Here is a 21670-nt window from a genome sequence, read left to right on the forward strand (position 1 = left end):
TGGGCAACCGGTTGCAGCCGCTTCGAGGGAGCCCGCATGACCACGCTGTACGACGTACGCCCGGCCGCGGTGATCGGTGGACCCGGCGAGGTGCTGACCGATGACCAGGTGACCGCGTTCATCACCGAGGCGCTGGCCGGGGCGGATTTCGACGGGCGCAGCGTCTGCGTGATCGTGCCCGACGCCACCCGGAGCTGCCCGTTGCCGTTGCTGATGAAGGCGGTGCACGGTGCGTTGACCGGCCGGGTGAACCGTCTGACCACGCTGATCGCCCTAGGCACGCACGCTGCGATGACCCCGGCGGAGATCGAGAAGCACCTCGGGGCGGCGGAGGGCCTCGCGGCGACGTACCCGGGCATGACCGTGCTCAACCACGAGTGGTCCGACCCCGCGACGTTCGTCCAGCTCGGCACGATCAGCTCGGACCGGGTCGGGGAGATCTCGAACGGCCTGCTGCACGAGGAGGTCGCCGTACGGCTCAACCGGGCCGTGGTGGAACACGACATCGCGCTGGTGGTCGGCCCGGTGTTCCCGCACGAGGTGGTCGGCTTCTCCGGTGGCAACAAGTACTTCTTTCCGGGTGTTGCCGGGCAAGAGGTGATCGACCTGTCGCACTGGCTGGGGGCGTTGATCACCAGCTCGGACATCATCGGCACGCGCGGCGTCACCCCGGTCCGGTCGCTGATCGATGAGGCCGCCGCGATGATCCCCGCGGAACGCCTCGCGTTGTCGGTCGTCGCGCAATCCGGCACCTCCGCCTTGCATGCGGTGGCTTTCGGCGACACCCGGACGTCTTGGGAGGCGGCCGCGGCGGTTTCGGCCGAGACGCACGTGCGCTATCTGGACAAGCCCGTTCAGCGGGTGGTGTCGGTGATGCCGCCCAAGTACCAGGACATCTGGACCGCCGCGAAAGGGTTCTACAAGCTCGAACCCGTGGTCGCGGATGGCGGCGAGGTCATTCTGTACGCGCCGCACGTCACCGAGATCGCCGCGATGCACCCGGAGATCGAGCAGATCGGCTATCACTGCCGGGACTACTTCCTCGCCCAGTGGGACCAGTTCAAGTCGGTCCACTGGGGCGTACTCGCCCACTCGACCCACCTCCGCGGCGCCGGCACCTACTCGGCCACCGAAGGCGAGCGGTGCCGGGTCCAGGTGACGCTGGCAACGAGCATTCCCGAGCACATCGTGCGCGGCGCCAACCTTGGCTATCTCGACCCGGTCACCTTTGACCTCCAGGCATACGAATCCGACCCGGACACCTTCGTCGTTCCCAACGCCGGCGAAACCCTTTACCGCCTGCGCTGAAGCTGTCGCCGCAAACCGCTGACAAGCGCGGTGACTCGCGGGTAACCTCGGCGGCTATGACGCGGACCGGGGTTGTCATCATCGGATCGGGCTTTGCCGGGCTCTGCCTGGGTATCCAGCTGAAGCTGGCCGGGGTGCACGACTTCGTCATCCTGGAGAAGGGCGACGATCTCGGCGGCACCTGGCGGGACAACACGTATCCGGGTTGTGCATGCGATATTCCGTCGTACCTCTACTCGTTCTCGTTCGAGCAGAACCCGCACTGGTCCCGGATGTTCGCGCCGTGGGACGAGATCCTGGCCTATCTCAAACACTGCGCCGAGAAGTACGACATCGCCCGCCACATCCGGTACGGCGCCGAGGTGGTCGAGGCCTCCTGGCGCGACGGCGGCTGGTCCGTCGTACTGGCCGATGGTTCGGGTCTCGACGCGGAGGCGCTCGTCTCCGGCGTAGGCAGTCTGCACGAGCCGCATGTCCCAGATCTGCCCGGGTTGGAGACGTTCACGGGCAAGGTCTGGCACTCGGCGCGTTGGGACCACTCGCACGATCTGGCCGGTGAGCGGGTCGCGGTGATCGGAACGGGCGCGAGCGCCATCCAGTTCGTACCACCCGTCGCGGAGAAGGCGGCGCACCTGGACCTGTTCCAGCGAACGGCGCCGTGGGTCACACCGAAGCCGGATCGCGCGATCGGGCCTCGCGAACGAGCGCTGCACGCGCGGTTGCCGATCGCCCAGCGGGTCATCCGGAGCATCGTCTACTGGTGCCTGGAAGCCCGTGGCGCCGGGTTCGCCGTTCACCCGAGAATGCTGAAAGCCCTGGAGATACAGGCGAAACGGCATTTGCACAAGCAGGTGAAAGACCCTGCGCTGCGGGCGAAGCTGGCGCCGGACTACCAGATCGGGTGCAAGCGGATCCTGGTCTCGAACGATTACTACCCGGCCCTGACGAGGCCGAACGTCGACCTGGTGACGGACCCGATCGAGCGGATCACGCCGACCGGCGTACGGACCTCGGACGGGGTCGACCATCCGGCGGACACGATCGTGCTCGGCACGGGATTCCGGGTCTCGGCGAACCTGACCCGGATGCGGATCACCGGCCGCGACGGGGTGGATCTGAACGACGTGTGGCAGCGCGACGGGATCAGCGCCCATCTCGGGATCACGATGGCCGGATTCCCGAACCTGTTCCTGCTGGTCGGCCCGAACACGGTACTGGCGCACAGCTCGATGGTGTTCATGATCGAGGCCCAGGTCCGGTACGTCGTACAGGCGCTCGCGCGGGTCCGGGCCGGCCGAACGGTGGAGGTGCGACCCGAGGCGCAGCGGCGGTTCGTGACTTCGGTCCAGCGCGATCTGGGTGGTACGGTCTGGCAGTCCGGTTGTGCCAGCTGGTACCTGGACGAGCAGGGCCGGAACTCCACGATCTGGCCGCACTTCACCACCGGATACTGGCGGCGGACGCGGCGGTTGAACCCGGCCGACTACCTGGACGGATGACCCGCCCAGGCGAGCGGACCTCCCTAAGTAGTAGTCGCGACGAGCGCGGTACTACCCAGGGTGGATGCCAAGACAGGTCCCGGGGCCGATGGAATCAGGCGCTTTCCGGACGAACCTTGATACATGGACATCACCGGAATCATCAGCTCAGTCGGCATTCTCTTCGGCGTCGTGGTCACCGTACTGATCGCGATCATCCCGTCCCTGGTGGATCGCTGACCAGAGACGGGATTCGCGTCGGCTAGTCGATCGCGAGGTGGCCCAGCAGGTCTTGGCGGGTGACCACGCCGACCGGCTTACCGTCGTCGAGCACCATCAGCGCGTCGGACGACTCGAGGATCTCGACGGCCTTCGTGACCGGCTCACCCGCGCCGAGCGACGGCAGGGCGGCATCCATGTGCTGCTCGACCATGTCGGCCAGCCGGGCGTGCCCCGAGTACAGCGCGTCCATCAGGGTGCGCTCCGAAACCGAACCAGCGACCTCTGCCGCCATGATCGGCGGCTCGGCCCGAACCACCGGCATCTGCGAGACGCCGTACTCGCGCAGGATCTCGACCGCCTCGGCGATCGTCTCGTGCGGGTGCGTGTGCACCAGCTGCGGCATACCGCCGTCCTTGCCGGCCAGCACCTCACCCAGCGTGGCGCCCTGCCGCGAGTGCGCCAGGAAGCCGTACTGCGACAGCCACTCGTCGTTGAAGACCTTCGTCAGGTAGCCCCGGCCACCGTCGGGCAGCAGCACCACGATCACCGCGTCGGGATCGTCCAGCTCCTTGGCCAGCCGGATCGCCGCCGCGGCCGCCATACCCGCCGAACCGCCGACCAGCATGGCCTCCTCGCGAGCCAGCCGTCGCGTCACCGCGAACGACTCCGCGTCGGAGACCTCGATGATCCGGTCGCAGATGGTCTTGTCGTACGTCTCGGGCCAGAAGTCCTCACCGACACCCTCGACCAGGTACGGCCGGCCGGTGCCGCCGGAGTAGACCGAGCCCTCCGGGTCGGCGCCGATGATCTGCACGCGGCCGTCGGACACCTCCTTGAGGTAGCGCCCGGTGCCGCTGATCGTGCCGCCGGTACCAACCCCAGCGACGAAGTGCGTGATCTTGCCCTGCGTCTGCTCCCACAGCTCCGGACCAGTGGTCTCGTAATGCGAGCGCGGGTTGTTCTCGTTGGCGTACTGGTTGGGCTTCCAGGCGCCTTCGATCTCCCGGACCAGCCGGTCGGAGACGTTGTAGTACGAGTCAGGGTGCTCCGGCGCGACGGCGGTCGGGCACACCACGACCTCCGCGCCGTACGCCTTGAGCACGTTGCGCTTGTCCTCGCTGACCTTGTCCGGGCAGACGAACACGCACTTGTAGCCCTTCGCCTGGGCGACCATGGCGAGCCCGACGCCGGTGTTACCGGAAGTCGGTTCGACGATGGTGCCACCGGGCTTGAGCTCGCCGGAGGCCTCCGCGGCCTCGATCATCCGGACCGCGATCCGGTCCTTCACCGAACCGCCGGGGTTGAAGTACTCGACCTTCGCGAGCACCAACGGCTTGGCGCCGTCGACGGTCTTCGAGAGCCGCACCAGCGGGGTGTTACCGACCAGGTCCAGGAGTGAGTTCACGTAATGCACGGATCTCACTGTATGGGACAGCGCGCCTTCTCCCTATTTGGCTTGCTTTAACGTCACCGCGTGTAATCCTTGGAGGCATGAGCAAAGCCAGGGCCGCCAGGAAGCTGGCCCAGGCCGCAGCCTTCGGAGGCGGGGGACTAGGACTCATCGGAGCGACGCTGTACGGCGTCCTGACCGCGGAAGCGCGTTACGCCGCGCGCGTGATCGGCCCGATGAAGGAACACCCGGCCCGTGGCGACGGCCTGTACGGCCGATACCCCGGACATCCGATCACCCTTGCCATGATCGGCGACTCCAGCGCCGCCGGTTACGGCACCACCGCGCCCGAGGAGACGCCCGGCGTACTGCTGGCCAGCGGCCTCGCCGAACTGGCCCAGCGCCCGGTCCGCCTCGTCGACGTTTCGAAGGTGGGTGCCAAGTCGAGCGATCTGGCGCCGCAGATCGACACCGCCCTGCTGTCGGGACCGCACGTCGCCGCGATCCTCATCGGCGCGAACGACGTGAAGTCGCAGATGCGCCCGTCCGAGTCGGTTCGACTGCTCGACGCCGCGGTTCGCCGCCTGCGCGCGGCCAACTGCGAGGTTGTTGTCGGCACCTGCCCGGATCTGGGCCTGGTGCAGCCGATCGTGCCACCACTGAAGCAAGTGGCCCGTTCCTGGAGCCGCCGATTGGCCGCCGCGCAGACGATCGCCGTCGTCGAAGCCGGCGGCCGTACCGTCTCGATGGGTTCACTGCTCAGCGACGCCTTCCGCAAGGACCCGAGCCTGTGGGGCCCGGACCGCTTCCACCCCTCCGTGACGGGGTACGCCGCCGCCGCGGCCGCGTTGCTGCCCTCGGTGGCTGCTGCCGTGGGTGTCGGGCCCGAGTCGTTCATTCACCCGGAGCCGTTCCGCGGCGAGGCCGTACTGCCGATCGCCAAGGCCGCCGTCGAGGCCGTTCGTACCGCTGGTACCGAGGTCGCCGCCACCAAGGTGGCCGGGCGCGAACGAGGCCCGCGGGGCCGTTGGGCCGAGCTGCGGCACCGCCGCCGGCACCCGAAGCCCGAGGTGGCGAAGCAGCCCGACGACGGACTGGCCGCGACCGACGTACCGGCCGACGCGCTGTCCTGACTCGTTGCCCGCTCCCCCTGTGTGCGTAGGTGAAACGGTCGTTTCCGAACGCCGGGGTGAGAACAGGTTGAAACGTTGGGGGCTTGTCTGAGGCCGTGCCTTGAGGCACAGTCGAAGAAGAACGGAATTGTCCCCGACGACGGGAGGCGACAATGGGCCTGAACCACTCAGAGGAAACGCATCAGCGTCTGGTGGAGAAGGTGCCCCAATGTACCGGGCGCGACATGACCGAGTGGTTCAAGCTGATGAACGACGGACCGTCGTTCTTGCGCTTCGACGACAGGGTGCGATGGCTTTCCAGCGAGTACGCGCTCGCTCACGGGCACGCGACGGCCATTGTGCACGAATACGACCTGGTCAAAGCGCACAGGCGTATGGGCTGACGAGCCGAACAGGAGACTGAGTACGACTACGTCAGAAGGCCGGCCCCATCCAGGTGGAGGGACCGGCCTTCTGCAGACTTACGGCCGGTGGGTTCTCGAGAACCCACCGGCCGTTGCCTTTACCGTCAGTTGCCTTCTACCGTCAGTCGCCGCCGCGCAGGATGGCGAGGATGCGCAGCAGGTTCCAGTACAGCCAGACCAGGGTGACGGTCAGGCCGAAGGCCGCACGCCACGCCTCGTTCTGCGGAGCACCGGCGGCCACACCACGCTCGATCATGTCGAAGTCGAGGATCAGGTTGAAGACCGCCAGGCCGGCGCCGATCGCGGCGAACAGCAGGCCCATCGCGCCGAACCCGCCGATACCGCTGCTGAAGCCGAGCATGCTGGCGATGAAGTTGATCAGAATGACGCCGGCGAAACCCATGGTCGCGATCATGACCATGCGGGTGAAGCGCGCCGTCACCTTGATGTTGAAGTACTTGTAGGTGGCCAGCGTGATACCGGTCGTCACCAGCGTTGCGAGCACCGCCTGAACGACGACGTCCGCGCTGCCGACATACCGGGCGATGAACTCGCTACCGACGCCGAGGAAAACACCCTCGAAGGCGGCATACGCCATCACCAGGACGGGGCTGATCTTGCGCTTGAACGACAGCACCATGCCCAGCGCGAAGGCGACCAGCGCACCACCGAGGAAGGCGGGCACCACCATCGTGTTCGGGATGAGAGCCCACGACAGGGCCGCCGTGATGGTGACGACGGCCAGCGTGAGCGACGTCTTGACGATCACGTCGTCCAGCGTCATCGGGCGGCTGTCCGCGGGGGCGCCCTGGTACTGCTGGGGACCGCCGTAGCCACCGCCGTACTGGCCGGGCTGGTTGTGGGGACCCGGCTGACCGTACGGAGCGGCCCCGGGATAGGCCTGGCCTTGGCCAGGCGCAAAAGCACTCGACCGGTTCAGGACCGGGTTACTGCTCTGCATGTCATCCTCCTGATGACCCGAAACGATCCGCCGTGGATCGTGAGTTGATACTACGGGCACACCCTTAATAACGCCTGAGGACCGGCTTGATGTTCCCCAGCCGTGACCGGGCTCCGGCCTTCGCCGTCACCGGGTGGTACCCGCCTGTTATGCGCCCAACCACGCCAGGCGAGTGCGCGGGGACGGCGGCGCGCCGCGCAGCACCCACCGAACCCGCTCCCGAAGCGCCGGCTTCGGGCACGCTTGGGCAAAGCCGTTGAGGCTCTCGACCACGTGGTCGTGGCTGAGTAAAGCGACCAGCCGCTGGTCGGTCTCCCGTTGCGCCCGGCGGATGACGATCGAGTGGCTGATCAGGCGGATCACTAGATAGCTGACGACGTACAGGCCCATGAAGGCCCAGATCGAACCACCGGTGACGAAGTTGATTCCCAAGCTAAGTACTAGCGCCATCACCACGCTGAAGGTCCCCAGCCGATTCAGCCGCGGCACGAGTCCCACCTGGTGCCCTACGAACTCCTGGGCGATCAGAAACTCCCGGATCGACGCAGGCATCTCCGTCACCTCCGGGCAGAACCGAAGTTCGGCGGGCTGCCCCTGCGCCTGCTGATACAACACGTGCGGGCCCTTGCAGGGCGGCTCGTTCATCCGGACCACGGGCATTTCAGCCTTCGCCCGTCCGGCCACGGCCCGTACCTGCTCCGTCAGTTCCTCTTCCGTCACCAGCTCATCATGCCCGAGCCGACACCCAAGCCCCGGCGAGCAGCGCCAGCGCCGTCAGGCCAAATCCGCCCACTATGAGCCAGAAGTCGCTCCCCCACTCACTCGACTGGAAGTTCCGTGGATCCGCCGGGTCGTACCGGACCTCGATCGAGTTGCCGGCCTTCAGCCCGGACGGATAGTCACCAGTGGTTCCTTCGACGACTTCGCCGGTTCTCGTGGAAAATCTGACCGTGATTCGCTCCGGGCTGCGGATTGCGGGTTCCGAGACGCTCAGTACCACTCCCGGCGCCAGCACTCCCCGTTCGGCCAGGGCGTGTTCTTTGACCGCTCCCTCTGCCCCTAGCCCGGCCACCACCAGCGCACCGAGTAGGCACAGCACGGATCGCAGCCTCAGCCGGTACCGCCGTTCCCCGTCCAGCGAGCGCTCCGGATCCGGCGTCATGGGCGATGGCCGTTGCATCTGACGGTCGGCGTCATGGGCGGTAGATGTTGCGGCGGCGGCCGTAGTACAGGCAGAAGACGGCGCCGGCGAAGAACGCGGTAGGCAGCCAGACACCGGAGTTGCGGTCCTCGGTCCACACTCGGCCGGTCTTCTCCGGGTAGTACCGGATCTTCACGGTCTGCCCGACCTTGAGGTCATTTTCGAGAAACGGCGAGGCGGTCCCATCGGCCTTGCGCCCACTCGGCAGCGCGTACCGGATCACGAAGTCGTCGCCACCCTTGCTCGGCGCCTCGATCACCCGTACGACGGTCCCGGTGGCGGTCTTACCTTCCTTGCGCAGCTTCATCTCGTCCTGCGCGAGGTTCCACCCCACCGCCCCCAGCACGATCGCGAACAACACGAACAACGCCAGCTCCGACGTCACCCGAACCGGCTTCTTCGCCGCCGCCTTCCGCCCCAATACCCTCACGGCCGCCATCATCCCCCAACCCCGCGTCAGCTCGGCGGGACCACCACGATTTGGTTGGCGTCTTCGTAGATGATGCGGCCCGGGTTGGTTGAGGTGACCAGGGTGCAGGGGATGTTGTGGGTGGCCAGGATGTTGAGGTAGCCGGGGATTCGGTCGAACAGGTGGTGGGCCGACGGTTTGAACCAGGCGGCCGCGAGTGGGCTGATGGCCCGGTCGTACACGGTGGGGTCGATCAGGCTCGGGTTCTGGTAGGCGGCGTCGTACCAGTCGTTGTTGGTCCGGCGGAAGGCCTCTTGCTCTGGGGTTAACCGGCCCTGCTTGGCGAGGCCGTTGACCAGGCCGAAGATGCCGATGTGCCGTCCGTCTTCGTTGGGCTCAGGGCTTTGGTACCGGCTGTACGTCGTCACGCGGCAGCCTTGGCGGGGTTGCGGAACAGGGCGACCGTGAGGAAGTCCTGGGTGAATACCGGGTTGTTCGCGTTGGCGCCGTACTTGGCCATTGGGCCGGAATCGACCAGTTCGAGCCAAGAGAACATCTCGTCCAGCTCGACCTCGGTATAGCCCACGCCTTCGCCTAGTCGGCCTGAGCGCATCAGTACGTCGTCGGGCTCGTCGGATCCCATCAGGCCTGCGGTGAAGGTGCAGATTCCGAAGTACCCGCCGGGGGCTAGAACCTCTCGGAGGGCCTTGACGTACGAGAGCCGCCGGTGCGGTGCCAGGTGGTGGAAACAGCCCGAGTCGTACACGAGGTCGTAAGGCCCGCCCGGCACCTCCTCACGCAGAAAGTCCACCTCCAGGAACTCAACCGCCTCGGTGCGGCGGCGGGCGTCGGGAAGTTCCGTATTCAGCGGATGCCCCTCCCGGAGCAGAATCCCGTCCCAGTGCTCCGACGCGGCCCGACTGGTCGAATCCACCCGACCCTCGAACACCCCGTCCAGCAATTCCAACAGCTCTTCAACCCCAGTAACCCTCATGCAAGACCACCTTCTCCCTCTCGCCACCAACCACCTTCAACGCCCTCGCCGCGCCGGGCCGGCCAGAACCACCCGGAAGGACCAGACCCGCTGCAGAGCGCGGCTACAACTTGTCCCAATCGAGGCGGCCGGTCCAAGTTGGGACGGAGAGGGCGCCTGCAAGCAGTCCGCCGACGCCGAACAACCAGGCCGCCAGGAAGTCCGGGCCGTTGCGGACGTCCGCGGTGTTGTCGGCGGGGTTCTTCGGGTCGTACAGAATCTCCTGGCGATCGCCGACCTTGGGCTTGGGACTGCGGCGGTAGTTGCCCATCTCGGCCACCACGTCCGTACCGGCTGCATCTTTGAATCGGACCACCACGTACCCGCCGCGGCCGCCTTGTACCTCGATGACCTCGGCCACCGTTCGTATGCCGGAGTTCCGCAAGGCGACTGCGTTGCGGTAGGCCACCACGGTTCCGATCACACAGCCGAACGCGACCAGGGCGAGCAATAGGCCACCGAACTTCCGCTTCCCTTTGGAGGGTTTGCGCTTGTTCGAGGCCATTCCCCGAACTTATCCGACGAGGTCGCCGGTCTCATGAGGCGTACGACGTCGTGGCGTCGGCCGGGCCTTGGAGAGGGTTGGCGCGCCGGTTTGGCATGGCCTGTTCCTGCCGTGCTGGGGTGGGTCGGGTGGACCTGAGGGCGGGAGAGGATGGCTGGGTTATGTCGACTACTGGAAGGAACCAGATGCGAGTCCTCGCCATCCTGGCCCTGGGTACCACCTTCGTCGCCGCGCCGCTGAGCGCGCAGGCCGTCACGGCCGGTTCGGCCGAGGTCGCGGGCATGACCCCGGCCGCGAGTTCGGGCGTTCAGCTCGCTGCCGCGGCGGCTTGGCCGTCCTGTGTGAAGGCCACCCGTACCAAGCTGAACAACGACGGCTGGTCCGACCCCAAGTGGCAGGTCAAGGTGGCCAACACCTGCGCCAACCGGATCAAGTACTCGATCGTGCGCGACCACCAGTCGGACTTCGACTACGTCGAGGTCGCGGCCGGTAAGACCAGCTACCGCAACATCGGCAAGTACTCCTTTGGGCACAGCGCTTCGCAGCCCGACGGCGTAAAGATCTACCTGCGCGGCACGAAATACACCAAGCGCTTCTGATCTGAAGCCACGCCACCGCGCGCCGGGATCCCGCAAAACCCGGCGCGCGGCGGCCACCTCGGCGTCCGGTGCGGCACCGCCAAGAGTCGAAATCTGGCCCGCGGCTGCCGTACCGTCAGCGTCGTGACGGACAAGGGCGCGACGAACAAGCTGATCTCGGACAAACCACTGAGCCTGGCCCTTGGCCTGGTCGTGGCCGTTGCCGTCGGAGCCCTGGCCGTCATCGGAGAAGCGCCCCCGATCCTCGCCTGCGCGGTCGCGGGCGCCATCATTGTGCTCGGCTACTTGATCCCGGTCAGCGGGTTGCCCCGCATGCTCGCGCGCCGCCAGCCCAAGCCGATGGGATTTGCCCGGACAGCGTTTGTCTTCGCGTTCCTGGGCATCTGGTTGTCCTGGGCGTCCAGCCAGGCGCTGGAACCACCCGACCCGTTCCTCCGGCTGGCAGGGTGGATCTTCCTCGCGGTGTTCGTCATCGTCGGCGCCATCGTCGTCGCGGCGAGCCGGTACCACGCGCCCGGCAGCAGCCACGGATGAAGGTGCCCTTGGCAATAACTGAGAGCCGCTGACCAGCAGGTTGTTTGTGCGGGTTTCCGGTGGGCACCGGCAGACCACGACTTCTCCTACGGTCCCGGCCGGGATGGGCGAGGTCCAGGTCTCGGCGTTCGGCCCTATGTGCGCCGAGACCGCCCTTCAATCCCAGGTTCAGCTGGGCTCGGTCCGCCGGGCGATGTGCGGCAGAGCGCCCTCGTGAAGGTCGTCCCCCCATTCCCAGCCAGGTAGTTCCTCGGCCGCGTGCGCCTCCCAGTCCGGGTTCGACCGCACATCTCGCATGAACGCCGCACAACGCGCCGTACCGTATGGAGGCACAGCGCCAAGCCGGGCGCGCCACAGCACGGTGGCGCCTTCCCCGCAGGTGTGCCCGGGACGGGATTCGAACCCGTATGCCTTTCGGCTGCGAGGTTTAAGCTCGCTGCGTCTGCCGTTCCGCCACCCGGGCTCTGACCTTCGTACCTTACAAGGCGATCAGGCCGCCGCGCTGAGACTAGAGGTAGACCTTGCGAGGGTAGATGGCGTGGGCGCCGGCCACCCGGTCGAGGAAGAGTTTGCCCGCGCAGTGGTCGATCTCGTGCTGGAGCGCGCGGGCCTCGAAGGCGTCGGTGCTGAGGGTGACGGACTCGCCGGTGCCGGGCAGTTGACCGGTCACGGTGAGGCGGGTGGCTCGTTTCACGTCGCCGGTGAGGTCGGGCACGGACATGCAGCCTTCGCGGGCCTTCTCCTGCCGGGTGGCCTCGACGATGACGGCGTTGCAGAGCACGAACACGCCGTGACAGGTGCGGGTCTTCGGATGGCCGGTCACGTCGAGGGCGAACATCTGGGCGGCCACGCCCACCTGCGGTGCGGCCAGTCCCACGCAACCGGGCGAGACCCGCATGGTCGCGACCAGGTCGGCGGCGAGGGCGATCATCACCGGATCGACCGGATCGACTTCGGCCCCTTCGGTCGCGAGCACCGGATGCGGCGCGCGGACCACCTCGAGCACGTCGCCGGTGAGACCGAGCTGCGCCGGGCTCCAGCTCGCGAGGGTCTGGTTGAGATGGGCGATGGTCACAGGTCGTCGCTCTCGGCCGGGCGCAGCGTCACGCCCACGCCGAGTTCGTCGCCGGTGACCTCGAGCGAGGCGCGCAGCTCGGCGACGTTCACGGTGGCGGGGAGTTCGACCTCGGCGGTCAGCACGTACAGCGCGCCGCTCAGCCGGGTGGACAGGTCCGTGACGGTACCGCCGACGGCCGCGACCAGCCGGGTGATCGCCGACACGATGCCGGGGCGGTCTGCGCCGTGCACGCTCAGGATGTACGGCGGACCGACCGGGGCGTGGGTCTGTTCCGGGCCGACCTCACGCACCGTGATGACGAGTTCGCCGCCGAGCGGGCTGAGGGCCTCGGTGACCGCGTCGGCCTCGGGCCCGGTGCAGACCAGCATCATCGCGAAATGACCGCGCAGCAGGGTCATCGTCGAATCCTCGAGGTTGACCCCGACGCCGGCCAGCGCGCCGGTGACGTCCGCGATGATGCCCGGGCGATCCGGGCCGATGACGGTGACTGCGAGCTGACTCATGCCCGAAACCTACCCGGCCGAAAGTCTCGACCGCTCGCGACTTCGGTATCCGGACAGCCGCCGGAGGCCGGATCCGGGCCGGAACGCGGCTAGATTCGTGCGCATGGCGGGGACGGAACAGCTGACCACGGAGTGGAAGGCCGTGGAGCGCAGGCGGCGGCCGGTCCGCGACGCCATCGTGAACATCGTGATGGTGGTGCTGTCGCTAGCGGCGGGATTGATCGTCTACGACGACGCCCAGGGCAACACGCAGGCGTACGACTGGGTGCAGCCGCTCGATCTCTGGATCGGGCTGGCCGCTTGTCCCCTGCTGTTCTTCCGGCGGCGCTGGCCGGTGCACGTCGCCGTCGCCACGATGCTCGCCGGCACCGTCTCGGACACGGCGTGGCTGGTGACCCTGCTCGCGATCTTCACCGTCGCGGTCCATCGGCCGTTCAAGGTGACCGCGATCATCGCGTTGATCAACCTGCCGACGCTGCCGCTCTACGCCATTTACAGCCGTCACCTGCGGCTGGCCGACACCACCGAGGTCATCGGGGTGTCGATCATGGCGCTGTTCATCTATTCGGGCGCTGCCGCGTGGGGCCTGTTCATCCGGTCTCGCCGCCAGCTCGTCTACTCCCTGGAGGAACGGGCCGAGCGCGCGGAGGACTTCGCCCGCCTGCAAGCCGAACAGGCCCAGCTCCGGGCCCGCGAAGAGATCGCCCGCGAGATGCACGACGTACTCGGCCATCGGTTGTCCCTGCTCAGCGTGCACGCCGGCGCTCTCGCCTATCGCCCGGATGCGCCGACCGAGGAGATCGCGGGCGCGGCCGAGGTGATCCGGGCCAGCGCGCACCAGGCGCTGCAGGATCTCCGCGAGGTGATCGGCGTACTGCGCGCGCCGGTCGGCGAACTACCGCAACCGATGTTCGCGGATCTGCCCGGGCTGGTGGAGAGCTCGCGCCAGGCCGGCATGGTGGTGGACCTGCACATCGATGCCCCTGGCAACGTTCCGGACCACCTCGGCCGAACGGCGTACCGGGTGGTGCGGGAAGGCCTGACGAATGCTCTCAAGCACGCGCCGGACCAGCCGGTGCGGATCCACCTCATCGGCGTACCTGGAGACGGACTGACGATCGAGATGGTGAATCCGGCGCCGGGACATTCCCGCAGTACGGATGGCAAGGGTCTGCTCGGACTGGCTGAGCGGGCCAGGCTCGCGGACGGGCGGATCGAGCAGGGGCGAACGGCCGAAGGTGAGTTCCGGCTGTGGGTGTGGTTACCGTGGCCGGCATGACCGAAACGCCCGTGATCCGGGTCCTGATCGTGGACGACGACCCGCTGCTGCGCGCCGGGCTGATGATGATGCTCAAGGGCGCCGAGGATCTCCGGGTGGTCGGCGAGGCCGGGGACGGACGCGCGGTGCCCGGGCTGATCGAACGCCACTCCCCCGACGTGATCCTGATGGACATCCGGATGCCCAACCTGGACGGGCTGACCACGACCGAACTGGTCCGGTCGCAGCCAGGTGCGCCCGAGATCGTCATCCTCACCACCTTCGACGCCGACGAGCACGTGCTGCGGGCCTTGCGCGCGGGCGCGGCCGGATTCGTGCTCAAGGACACGCCGCCGGCTGAGATCGTCGAGGCGGTACGGCGGGTGGCGTCGGGCCAGCCGGTGCTTTCGCCGGTGGTCACGCGCCGCCTGATGAAACGCGTGGCCGCGTCCGGGCAGGACCAGCGCAAGGCCCGGGCCGACGAACGCCTCGGCCTGCTGAACGACCGCGAGCGCGAAATCGCCGTCGCGGTAGGCGAGGGCAAATCCAACGCCGAGATCAGCGCCACGTTGTTCCTCAGCGTGCCGACGGTCAAAACCCATGTGTCCCGGATCCTGAGCAAGCTCGATCTGAACAACCGGGTCCAGATCGCCCTGCTCGTGCACGATGCCGGTCTCCTGGACGACGCGCGCTAATCAACTCGCGTTCACTCATTCGCATTAGCGTGGAGCGGTCGTCGCCCCGGAAGGAACCACGCATGCGCGTCGCCGCCCTTGGTCTCACCCTCGCTCTGCTGACCCCGGTCCTGCCCGCCACCGCTACGCCACCGGTCGAGCTCACGACCGCGACCGCCGACCTCGCGTCGTACGTCGATCCGTTCGTCGGGTCGCGCCGCGACGGCAACACCTGGCCGGGCGCGGTCCGCCCGTTCGGCATGATCTCGTGGAGCCCGACCAGCACCCGCGGGGACCAGACCAGTACGGGTGCGGCGAACGGCTACCAGTACGACGTGCCCCGGGTGCGCGGGTTCTCCCTCACCCACGTCAACGGCGCCGGGTGCAATCCGGGCGCCGCCGGGGACGTACCGATCCTGCCGTACGCCGGTGAGGTCGACTCGTCCCCGACGGGCGACACCACCGACGCCAAGTACGCGAACAACTTCAGCCACGACGAGGAATCCGCCCGGCCCGGCAGGTACTCGGTCAAGCTCGACTCGGGCGTGAGCACCGACCTGGCGGTCACCACCCGCGCCGGGGTGGGCGAGTTCGCCTTCCCGGCGGGCAAACCGGCGAACCTGCTCTTCCGTGTCTCGAACTCCCTCAACGGCAGCGAGGACGCCGAGATCACGATCGACCCTGCCGGCCGCAAGGTCACCGGCTCGGTCCTGACCGGCGCCTTCTGCGGGCGGCGCGCGAACGGCGGCATCAACAACCGGAAGTCCTACTACCGGTTGTACTTCAGTGCGACGTTCGACCAGCGGATCGTTGCCTCCGGCACCTGGAAGGACCGCGTCCTCAGCCCGGGCAGTCTGCACACCACCGGCGGCGAGGGCTACGCGACCGGCGCGGACCGGGCCGGCAAGGGCTCGGGCGGGTACGTCGGCTTCGCGCCCGGCTCGGCCGTTCGGATGAAGATCGGCATCTCGTACGTCAGTCTGGCCGGAGCCGAACTCAACCGGGCGGCCGAACTGCGCAAGAACGCGACGGTCGACCAGGTCGCAACCGACGGCTACCGCCAGTGGAACGACGAGCTGAAGGCGGTTCGGGTCACCGGCGGTACGACGGACCAGCGTTCGACGTTCTACACCGCGCTGTACCACGCGATGCTGCAGCCGAACATCTTCAACGATGTCGACGGGCGGTACCTCGGCAGTGATCAGCGGATCCACCGACTGGCAAAGGGACAGCGCGCGCAGTACGGCACGTTCTCCGGGTGGGACCAGTACCGGGCACAGATCCAGTTGCTCGCGTTGCTCAAACCCGAGCTGGCCGGGGATTACGCGCAGTCGCTGTTCCACTTTGCCCAGCAGAACAAGGGGATCTGGGACCGCTGGCTGCACAACAACGGCGCCACCCACGTGATGACCGGCGACCCGTCCGCGCCGACGCTGGCCACCTTCGCGGCGATGGGCGTACGCAATTTCGATGCCCTAGGCGCCTATCGCTCACTGTTGCGCCAGGCCACGGTTCAGAACCCGGAAGCGGAGAACGACGGCGGTTGCCCAGGGCAATGCACCGGGCAACGGCCGGCACTAGATCGCTATGTCGACTTGAAGTACGCACCGCAGGACGCCTGCCACTGCTGGGGTGGTGCCGCTGAGACCCTGGAGAACTCGCTGGCAGACCATTCCCTTGCCATGTGGGCCAAACGCCTCGGCGAGCCGTCTGCCGCGATGGCCGATCGTGGCACCTGGTGGCGGAACACGTTCAACCCAGCCGTCGGCTACCAGCAGGCACGTAGTGCCGACGGAAGCTGGGTCCCCGGGTTTACGCCGTCGACCGATCGGGGCTTCGCGCAAGGAACCAGCGCCACCTATACGTGGATGGTGCCGCAGGACGTGTCGGGACTGGCCCAGGCGATGGGTGGCCCCGATACCGCCGCACGACGGCTGGACGGGTTCTTCCATGACGAGGCGGGGAACTGGGCCGTGAAGGGTGGAAGCCCGGTGCGGTACGACCCGGGCAACGAGCCGGGCCTGCACACGCCCTGGCTGTACAACGCGCTCGGCACGCCCTGGAAGACCCAGGAGACCGTGCGGGAGATCGTCGACACCGTGTACGGCGTAGGCCCGTCTGGCCTGCCGGGCAACGACGACCTCGGCACGATGTCGGCCTGGTACGTCTTCGCGGCGATCGGGTTCTTCCCGCAGACACCGGGCCGGGCGGAGCTTCTGCTCGGGAGTCCCCTGTTCCCCCGGGTGGAGCTGCGCCGCGGCAACGGCGTCCGGCTGGTGGTTGAAGCGCCTCAGACGTCAGACGCCAACCAGTACGTGCAGTCCGCCCGGTTGAACGGGCGGGTCCACACGTCGTCCTGGCTGCCGGAGTCCTACCTGCTGCGAGGCGGGCGGATCACCTTGGCCATGGGACCGTCCCCCAGCTCGTGGGGAACGGCTCCGGCGGATCGGCCGCGCGACTACTAGGAACCGGTCGCGCGGCGGAACTCGTCGTTCGGCGTCTGCAGGCTGCCGAGCGAGGTGACCTCGCGCCGGAAGAACAGCGCCAGCGTCCAGTCGAGAATGACCCGGGCCTTGCGGTTGAAGGTGGGCACCCGGGACACGTGGTACGTGCGGTGCAGGAACCAGGCCGGCCAGCCCTTGATCTTCACGCCGTACAGCTGGGCGACGCCCTTGTGCAGACCGAGGCTCGCGACGGAACCGACGTACTTGTGCTTGTAGTCCTCCGGCTCCTTGCCGTCGACCACGCGCAGGATGTTCTTCGCGAGCAGGTTGGCCTGGCGGACCGCGTGCTGGGCGTTCGGCGCGCAGAAGACGCCGGGCTCGGCCGTGAGGTCCGGAACCGCCGCGTTGTCACCGGCGGACCAGGCGTCATCGAGGCCTTCCATGCGCAGGCTCGGCAGGCACTTGACGCGGCCCTTCTCGTCCAGCGGGAAGTCGGTCTGCGCCAGCGCCGGGTTGGCCTTCACACCGGCGGTCCACACGATCGTGTCGGAGTCGAACTCCTCACCATCGCTGAGAATCACGTGGCCCTTCTCGCACGACTCCAGCCGAGTCTCCAGCCGGACCTCCATACCGCGCTTGCGCAGCTGCTCGACCGTGTACTTGCCGAGCTCCGGTCCGACCTCGGGCAGGATCCGCCCGGTCGCCTCGACGAGCACCCAGCGCAGATCCGCCGGGGTGATGTTGTCGTAGTACCGGGTGGCGTAGCGGGCCATGTCCTCCAGCTCCGCGAACGCCTCGACACCGGCATAACCGCCGCCGACGAATACGAACGTGAGCGCCGCCTTGCGCAGCGTCTCGTCGGGCTGGGACGACGCCACGTCGAGCCGGTCCAGCACCTTGTTGCGCAGGGCAATTGCCTCTTCGACGTTTTTGAAGCCGCCGGCCTCCTCGGCCAGACCCGGGATCGGCAGCGTGCGCGCGATCGAACCGAGTGCGACCACGATCTGGTCGTAGGCCACGTCGTAGTCCGGGCCTTCCTCCGGCCGGACCTTGGCGACCTTGTTCGCGTGATCGATCGCGGTCACCCGGCCGGTCACCACCCGGCAGCCCTTGAGCGTCTTGCGCAGCGGCACCACGACGTGCCGCGGCTCGACCGAACCGGCCGCCGCCTCGGGCAGGAACGGCTGGTAGGTCATCACCGACCTGGGGTCCACCACGGTGACGCGGATCTTGCCGCGCTTTGCCGCCTTACGCAGTCCGTACGCCGTGTACATCCCGACGTAGCCGCCTCCGACGATCAGGATGTGCGGTACCTGGGCTGTCATCTACCTTCACTCTCCCTGAGTGGCATTACCAACCTTGTGGTACCCCCAGCGTAACGCGTTCGTGAAAACTTTCACAAACCCTCTGGTGGGTGATCTCGCCCACCAGACGTCCCTCGCTGGAGTGACCCAGCCCACTCCACCACATGTGGATTACCGCCACATTGCGCTTGTCCGGCGAACCTTCTTTACCGACGGTCGGACTCGGTATGCGGCGTCTTCGCGTCATTCTTTTGCGACGATCGGACTCGGCATGCCGCTTGTCCGCTGCCTGTCAGGTGCAGGCGACCTCGCAGCGGCAGAACGAGTCCGACCGTCGCAGAAAGAACTTCAGAGCCCGGCGAGGTCGCGGGCGCGGGTGAGGACGGTGTCGGTCATGGCCTCGGTGAGTTTGCCCGTGAAGGTGTTCTGCTGGCTCGGGTGGAAGCAGCCGATCACCGTCACCACGCCGTACGGCCCGTCGATCGGGTACTCCACGGCATGCCCGAACCGCGGTCGCGGCCTCGGTACGTCGTACCCAATACTGAGCAACCCGCCCAACGTGGCGTCGAAGCCGAACTTGCCCAGGCAGACGATCGCCTGGACCGTCGGCAACACCATCGCGAGTTCGGCGCGGAACCACGGCGCGCAGGTGTCCCGCTCGATCGGCGTCGGCTTGTTGGCCGGTGGCGCGCAGCGAACCGCCGCGATCATCCGGGCGCCGATCAGCCGAAGGCCGTCGCCGGCGTGCTCGCTGGTCGGCTGGTTCGCGAGGCCGATGCGATACAGCGACGCGAACAGCCAATCGCCCGAGCGATCACCCGTGAAAACCCGGCCAGTTCGATTACCGCCATTGGCCGCGGGAGCCAGCCCGGCGATCAGCAGACCGGGTGCCGGATCACCCCAACCGGCGATCGGACGGCCCCAGTACGGCTGGTCCGCGAACGACGCACGCTTGCCGACGGCAACTTCCTCCCGCCAGGCGACGAGCCGATCACACGCCCGGCAAACCGAAACCCCGGCCTCCAGCTCTGCCAGCGAATCAGCCTTGGCCGACAGCCGTACGACGTCCTTGGCCTTTCGCGCGACCGGCGTACTCGCGTGCGCAGGATCTTCCGGCCACCCGGTCCCCGGCGGTACCGGGCTGTCGAACCGTTCGCCGGTCAGCGGATGCGGAAGCAACACGGGCTACTCCTGATGCAGCGAAAGCGCGGTTCCGTCGAGAATGTCGTGCTCCGAGACCAGCAGTTCGTCGACCTGGAGACGGGCGTGGAGCCGGGCCAGGATCAACGCGCCCGCACCGATGACGTCGACCCGGCCGGGGTGGATCGCCTGGCGCTCGGCCCGTTGCGCCCGAGTGGACGAGAGTAGCCACGAGGTGGTCTCGACCAGCTGGTCACCGGAGATCCGCGCGTGGTGGACCCGGTCCCGGTCGTACTCCGGCAGGTCGAGCGCTACCGCCGCGACGGTGGTGACCGTACCGGCGACGCCGACCAGGCTGCGGGCCTTTGCGAGTGGGACCACCGTCGCGTCGAGCAACGCGTCGATGTCCTTGGTCATGGCGGCGATCTCGTCCGCCGTGGCTGGATCCGAACGGACGTGCCGCTCGGTCATCCGGACCGAACCCATGTCGAGCGATTCGGCCGCGATGACGCCATCGGCATCACCCAGCACCAGCTCGGTCGAACCGCCGCCGATATCCGCCACCAGATACGGCCCTGGTACGTCGGTCAGACCACCCGTCGCACCGGCGAAACTCAGTGCGGCCTCTTCCGAACCGGCGATGATGTCCGGGTCCACCCCGAGACGGGACCGCACCCCAGCGAAGAACTCGTCGGCGTTCGCGACATCGCGCGCGGCCGAGGTGGCGACGAACCTCAGCCGCTGGACGTCGTACAAGCGGATGAGTTCGGCGTACTGCTCGCAGGCGCTGAAGGTCCGCTCGAGCGCCTCTGGGGCGAACGAGCCGGTCGCGTCGACGCCTTGGCCGAGGCGGACGATGATCATCCGCCGGTCGACCTCGCGTAGTACGCCGTCGGCCAGGTCGGCCACCAGCAGGCGGATCGAGTTGGTGCCGCAGTCGATCGCGGCTACCCGGACGGGCTCACTCATCGTCGGAGACGCTGACGCATGGTCCGCGTCGGCCCCAGGCGGGCAGCGCCGCGAGCGACTCGTCGCCCAGCGGGTTCACGCCCGGGCCTTCGGCGAGCGAATGGCCTACGAGTACGTGCAGGCACTTCACCCGCGTGGGCATACCGCCCGCGCTGATGCCGTCGATCTCCGGCACGTGGCCGATGGCCTCGCGCCGGGCGAGGTACGACTTGTGGGCCGCCTCGTACGTCGCGGCCAGCTCGGCGTCCTCGGTCAGCCGCTCGGTCATCTCGCGCATCAGGCCGCTGGCCTCTTGCGTACCGATCACGGAGGAAAGGCGTGGGCAGGTGACGTAGAACAACGTCGGGAACGGCGTTCCGTCCGGGAGGCGCGGCTCGGTCTCGACCACGTCGGGCAGACCGCAATCGCAGCGATGGGCGATCGACTTGATGCCACGCGCCGGCCGGCCCAGCTGTGCGCTGACCGCGGCGATGTCTTCAGGGGTAGGTGCGGTCATCGTCCAGGTGTTTTCGGCGTGAGCAGGGTCTTGGGAGTTGGCTTGGCCGTCGGCGGTGTGGTGTTCGGCGGACGGCCCGCGATCTCGACGCTACCCCACAGCTTCGAGTACCAGGTGGGCTCCTGCGGTGCCTCGCCCGGATCGGCCGGATCTAGCGGTGCCGGTGGTGCCCCCACGGCCTTGCCGTCGGCGCCGATGACGCGATAACCGATCTCGCCCGGCATCACCCAGCCGAGTCGCTGACGCGCCTGCGCCCGGACGTACGCGTCGTCGTCCCAGCGGGCGATCTCGTCCTCGAGCTGGCTGACGCGTTGCTCGCGCTCGCGGATCTCCGTCTGCAGCGCGCTGATCTGCTGGTGCTGGTCGAACCAGACCCGCAGGCTCTGCGCGTACGAAACGACGAGGGCGCCGAGCACCAGCAGCACCATCGCGGCCCGGCCGGTCAGGTTCCGGGAACCTCGCGGCCGGGTTCGCCCTGGCGTCGTACCGGCCGTTCGGCGCTTGGGCTGGTTGCCGTCCCGGCGTGCCGGTGGTCGCGTCTGGCTCCGGCTCGAAGGCCTCGAACCAGGACGCGGACCGGTGTCACGGCGGGACGGCATAACTCAGCTCCTGACGACTCCTAGGAAA

25 protein-coding genes and 1 tRNA gene are annotated in these 21670 nt (G+C 67.8%); 9 read left to right on the forward strand and 17 right to left on the reverse strand.

Features of this window, described 5'->3' with window-relative positions; all coding sequences use genetic code 11:
* Positions 1 to 36 precede the first annotated feature (36 nt).
* Positions 37 to 1308 carry a lactate racemase domain-containing protein gene (locus ACFFGN_RS26880; protein WP_380052825.1) on the forward strand — a complete coding sequence of 424 codons (1272 nt, stop codon included), beginning with the start codon at positions 37 to 39 and terminating at the stop codon, positions 1306 to 1308.
* A gap of 56 nt (positions 1309 to 1364) precedes the next feature.
* Positions 1365 to 2807, forward strand: a complete 1443-nt coding sequence (locus ACFFGN_RS26885; protein WP_380052827.1) for a flavin-containing monooxygenase — start codon at positions 1365 to 1367, stop codon at positions 2805 to 2807.
* A gap of 241 nt (positions 2808 to 3048) precedes the next feature.
* On the opposite strand, the gene ACFFGN_RS26890 is transcribed toward ACFFGN_RS26885, so the two are convergent.
* A complete protein-coding gene (locus ACFFGN_RS26890; RefSeq protein ID WP_380052829.1) occupies positions 3049 to 4422 on the reverse strand; it encodes a cystathionine beta-synthase in 1374 nt (457 codons plus the stop codon).
* A 77-nt stretch (positions 4423 to 4499) separates the two neighbouring features.
* Between ACFFGN_RS26890 and ACFFGN_RS26895 the strand changes: the two genes are divergently transcribed.
* Positions 4500 to 5531 carry an SGNH/GDSL hydrolase family protein gene (locus tag ACFFGN_RS26895; RefSeq protein WP_380052831.1) on the forward strand — a complete coding sequence of 344 codons (1032 nt, stop codon included), beginning with the start codon at positions 4500 to 4502 and terminating at the stop codon, positions 5529 to 5531.
* Positions 5532 to 5683: 152 nt separating this feature from the next.
* A complete protein-coding gene (locus ACFFGN_RS26900) occupies positions 5684 to 5914 on the forward strand; it encodes a DUF4287 domain-containing protein (protein ID WP_380052833.1) in 231 nt (76 codons plus the stop codon).
* Positions 5915 to 6056: 142 nt separating this feature from the next.
* Here the strand turns inward: ACFFGN_RS26900 and ACFFGN_RS26905 are convergent, their stop codons facing one another.
* The 7 genes from ACFFGN_RS26905 to ACFFGN_RS26935 form a co-directional block, all read right to left on the reverse strand.
* Positions 6057 to 6896, reverse strand: a complete 840-nt coding sequence (locus ACFFGN_RS26905; RefSeq protein WP_380052835.1) for a Bax inhibitor-1/YccA family protein — start codon at positions 6894 to 6896, stop codon at positions 6057 to 6059.
* A gap of 147 nt (positions 6897 to 7043) precedes the next feature.
* Entirely contained in the window at positions 7044 to 7616 is a 573-nt protein-coding gene (locus ACFFGN_RS26910; RefSeq protein WP_380052837.1) for a hypothetical protein, read from the reverse strand.
* Positions 7617 to 7623: 7 nt separating this feature from the next.
* Positions 7624 to 8058: a DUF3592 domain-containing protein gene (locus ACFFGN_RS26915; protein ID WP_380052839.1), complete on the reverse strand. Its 435-nt coding sequence runs from the start codon at positions 8056 to 8058 to the stop codon at positions 7624 to 7626.
* 31 nt (positions 8059 to 8089) lie between these two features.
* Positions 8090 to 8527 carry a DUF3592 domain-containing protein gene (locus ACFFGN_RS26920; RefSeq protein WP_380052841.1) on the reverse strand — a complete coding sequence of 146 codons (438 nt, stop codon included), beginning with the start codon at positions 8525 to 8527 and terminating at the stop codon, positions 8090 to 8092.
* Between the two features lie 26 nt (positions 8528 to 8553).
* Entirely contained in the window at positions 8554 to 8934 is a 381-nt protein-coding gene (locus ACFFGN_RS26925; protein WP_380052843.1) for a type 2 periplasmic-binding domain-containing protein, read from the reverse strand.
* On the reverse strand, positions 8931 to 9500 hold the full coding sequence (locus ACFFGN_RS26930) for a class I SAM-dependent methyltransferase (protein WP_380052845.1): 570 nt from the start codon (positions 9498 to 9500) through the stop codon (positions 8931 to 8933). The genes ACFFGN_RS26925 and ACFFGN_RS26930 overlap by 4 nt, the downstream gene beginning before the upstream one ends.
* A 103-nt stretch (positions 9501 to 9603) precedes the next feature.
* A complete protein-coding gene (locus ACFFGN_RS26935) occupies positions 9604 to 10044 on the reverse strand; it encodes a DUF3592 domain-containing protein (protein ID WP_380052847.1) in 441 nt (146 codons plus the stop codon).
* A gap of 185 nt (positions 10045 to 10229) precedes the next feature.
* Between ACFFGN_RS26935 and ACFFGN_RS26940 the strand changes: the two genes are divergently transcribed.
* Both ACFFGN_RS26940 and ACFFGN_RS26945 read left to right on the forward strand, forming a co-directional pair.
* Positions 10230 to 10643 carry a hypothetical protein gene (locus tag ACFFGN_RS26940; RefSeq protein ID WP_380052849.1) on the forward strand — a complete coding sequence of 138 codons (414 nt, stop codon included), beginning with the start codon at positions 10230 to 10232 and terminating at the stop codon, positions 10641 to 10643.
* Positions 10644 to 10766: 123 nt separating this feature from the next.
* On the forward strand, positions 10767 to 11177 hold the full coding sequence (locus ACFFGN_RS26945) for a hypothetical protein (protein WP_380052852.1): 411 nt from the start codon (positions 10767 to 10769) through the stop codon (positions 11175 to 11177).
* Positions 11178 to 11345: 168 nt separating this feature from the next.
* Here the strand turns inward: ACFFGN_RS26945 and ACFFGN_RS26950 are convergent, their stop codons facing one another.
* The 4 genes from ACFFGN_RS26950 to ACFFGN_RS26965 all read right to left on the reverse strand — a co-directional run bounded on the left by ACFFGN_RS26950 (position 11346) and on the right by ACFFGN_RS26965 (position 12758).
* On the reverse strand, positions 11346 to 11474 hold the full coding sequence (locus tag ACFFGN_RS26950; RefSeq protein WP_380052854.1) for a hypothetical protein: 129 nt from the start codon (positions 11472 to 11474) through the stop codon (positions 11346 to 11348).
* Positions 11475 to 11559: 85 nt separating this feature from the next.
* Positions 11560 to 11640 (reverse strand) — tRNA-Leu (locus ACFFGN_RS26955).
* Between the two features lie 45 nt (positions 11641 to 11685).
* Positions 11686 to 12252 carry a peptide deformylase gene (locus tag ACFFGN_RS26960; protein WP_380052855.1) on the reverse strand — a complete coding sequence of 189 codons (567 nt, stop codon included), beginning with the start codon at positions 12250 to 12252 and terminating at the stop codon, positions 11686 to 11688.
* Complete coding sequence (locus ACFFGN_RS26965) at positions 12249 to 12758, reverse strand: glycine cleavage system transcriptional repressor (RefSeq protein ID WP_380052857.1); 510 nt, start codon at positions 12756 to 12758, stop codon at positions 12249 to 12251. The genes ACFFGN_RS26960 and ACFFGN_RS26965 overlap by 4 nt, the downstream gene beginning before the upstream one ends.
* A gap of 103 nt (positions 12759 to 12861) precedes the next feature.
* Here ACFFGN_RS26965 and ACFFGN_RS26970 point away from each other — a divergent pair, with 103 nt between their 5' ends.
* From ACFFGN_RS26970 to ACFFGN_RS26980, 3 genes are all read left to right on the forward strand, one after another.
* Positions 12862 to 14037, forward strand: a complete 1176-nt coding sequence (locus ACFFGN_RS26970; protein WP_380052859.1) for a sensor histidine kinase — start codon at positions 12862 to 12864, stop codon at positions 14035 to 14037.
* Positions 14034 to 14711 (forward strand): response regulator, encoded by a 678-nt coding sequence (locus ACFFGN_RS26975; protein WP_380052861.1) that lies wholly within the window; start codon positions 14034 to 14036, stop codon positions 14709 to 14711. The genes ACFFGN_RS26970 and ACFFGN_RS26975 overlap by 4 nt, the downstream gene beginning before the upstream one ends.
* A 62-nt stretch (positions 14712 to 14773) precedes the next feature.
* Positions 14774 to 17155 carry a GH92 family glycosyl hydrolase gene (locus ACFFGN_RS26980; RefSeq protein WP_380052863.1) on the forward strand — a complete coding sequence of 794 codons (2382 nt, stop codon included), beginning with the start codon at positions 14774 to 14776 and terminating at the stop codon, positions 17153 to 17155.
* On the opposite strand, the gene ACFFGN_RS26985 is transcribed toward ACFFGN_RS26980, so the two are convergent.
* The 5 genes from ACFFGN_RS26985 to ACFFGN_RS27005 all read right to left on the reverse strand — a co-directional run bounded on the left by ACFFGN_RS26985 (position 17152) and on the right by ACFFGN_RS27005 (position 21642).
* Positions 17152 to 18459, reverse strand: a complete 1308-nt coding sequence (locus ACFFGN_RS26985) for an NAD(P)/FAD-dependent oxidoreductase (RefSeq protein ID WP_380052865.1) — start codon at positions 18457 to 18459, stop codon at positions 17152 to 17154. The genes ACFFGN_RS26980 and ACFFGN_RS26985 overlap by 4 nt on opposite strands.
* Before the next feature lie 327 nt (positions 18460 to 18786).
* The gene (locus ACFFGN_RS26990; protein WP_380052867.1) at positions 18787 to 19620 is read right to left on the reverse strand and encodes a uracil-DNA glycosylase; all 834 of its coding nucleotides are present in this window, start codon (positions 19618 to 19620) and stop codon (positions 18787 to 18789) included.
* Positions 19621 to 19623: 3 nt separating this feature from the next.
* Entirely contained in the window at positions 19624 to 20547 is a 924-nt protein-coding gene (locus ACFFGN_RS26995; protein ID WP_380052869.1) for a Ppx/GppA phosphatase family protein, read from the reverse strand.
* Positions 20540 to 21043, reverse strand: a complete 504-nt coding sequence (locus ACFFGN_RS27000; RefSeq protein ID WP_380052871.1) for a DUF501 domain-containing protein — start codon at positions 21041 to 21043, stop codon at positions 20540 to 20542. Before ACFFGN_RS27000 ends, ACFFGN_RS26995 begins: the two co-directional genes overlap by 8 nt.
* The gene (locus ACFFGN_RS27005) at positions 21040 to 21642 is read right to left on the reverse strand and encodes an FtsB family cell division protein (protein WP_380052873.1); all 603 of its coding nucleotides are present in this window, start codon (positions 21640 to 21642) and stop codon (positions 21040 to 21042) included. Before ACFFGN_RS27005 ends, ACFFGN_RS27000 begins: the two co-directional genes overlap by 4 nt.
* Between the last annotated feature and the right edge of the window lie 28 nt (positions 21643 to 21670).

The sequence above is a fragment of the Kribbella deserti genome (assembly GCF_042434725.1).
Lineage (GTDB): Bacteria > Actinomycetota > Actinomycetes > Propionibacteriales > Kribbellaceae > Kribbella > Kribbella deserti.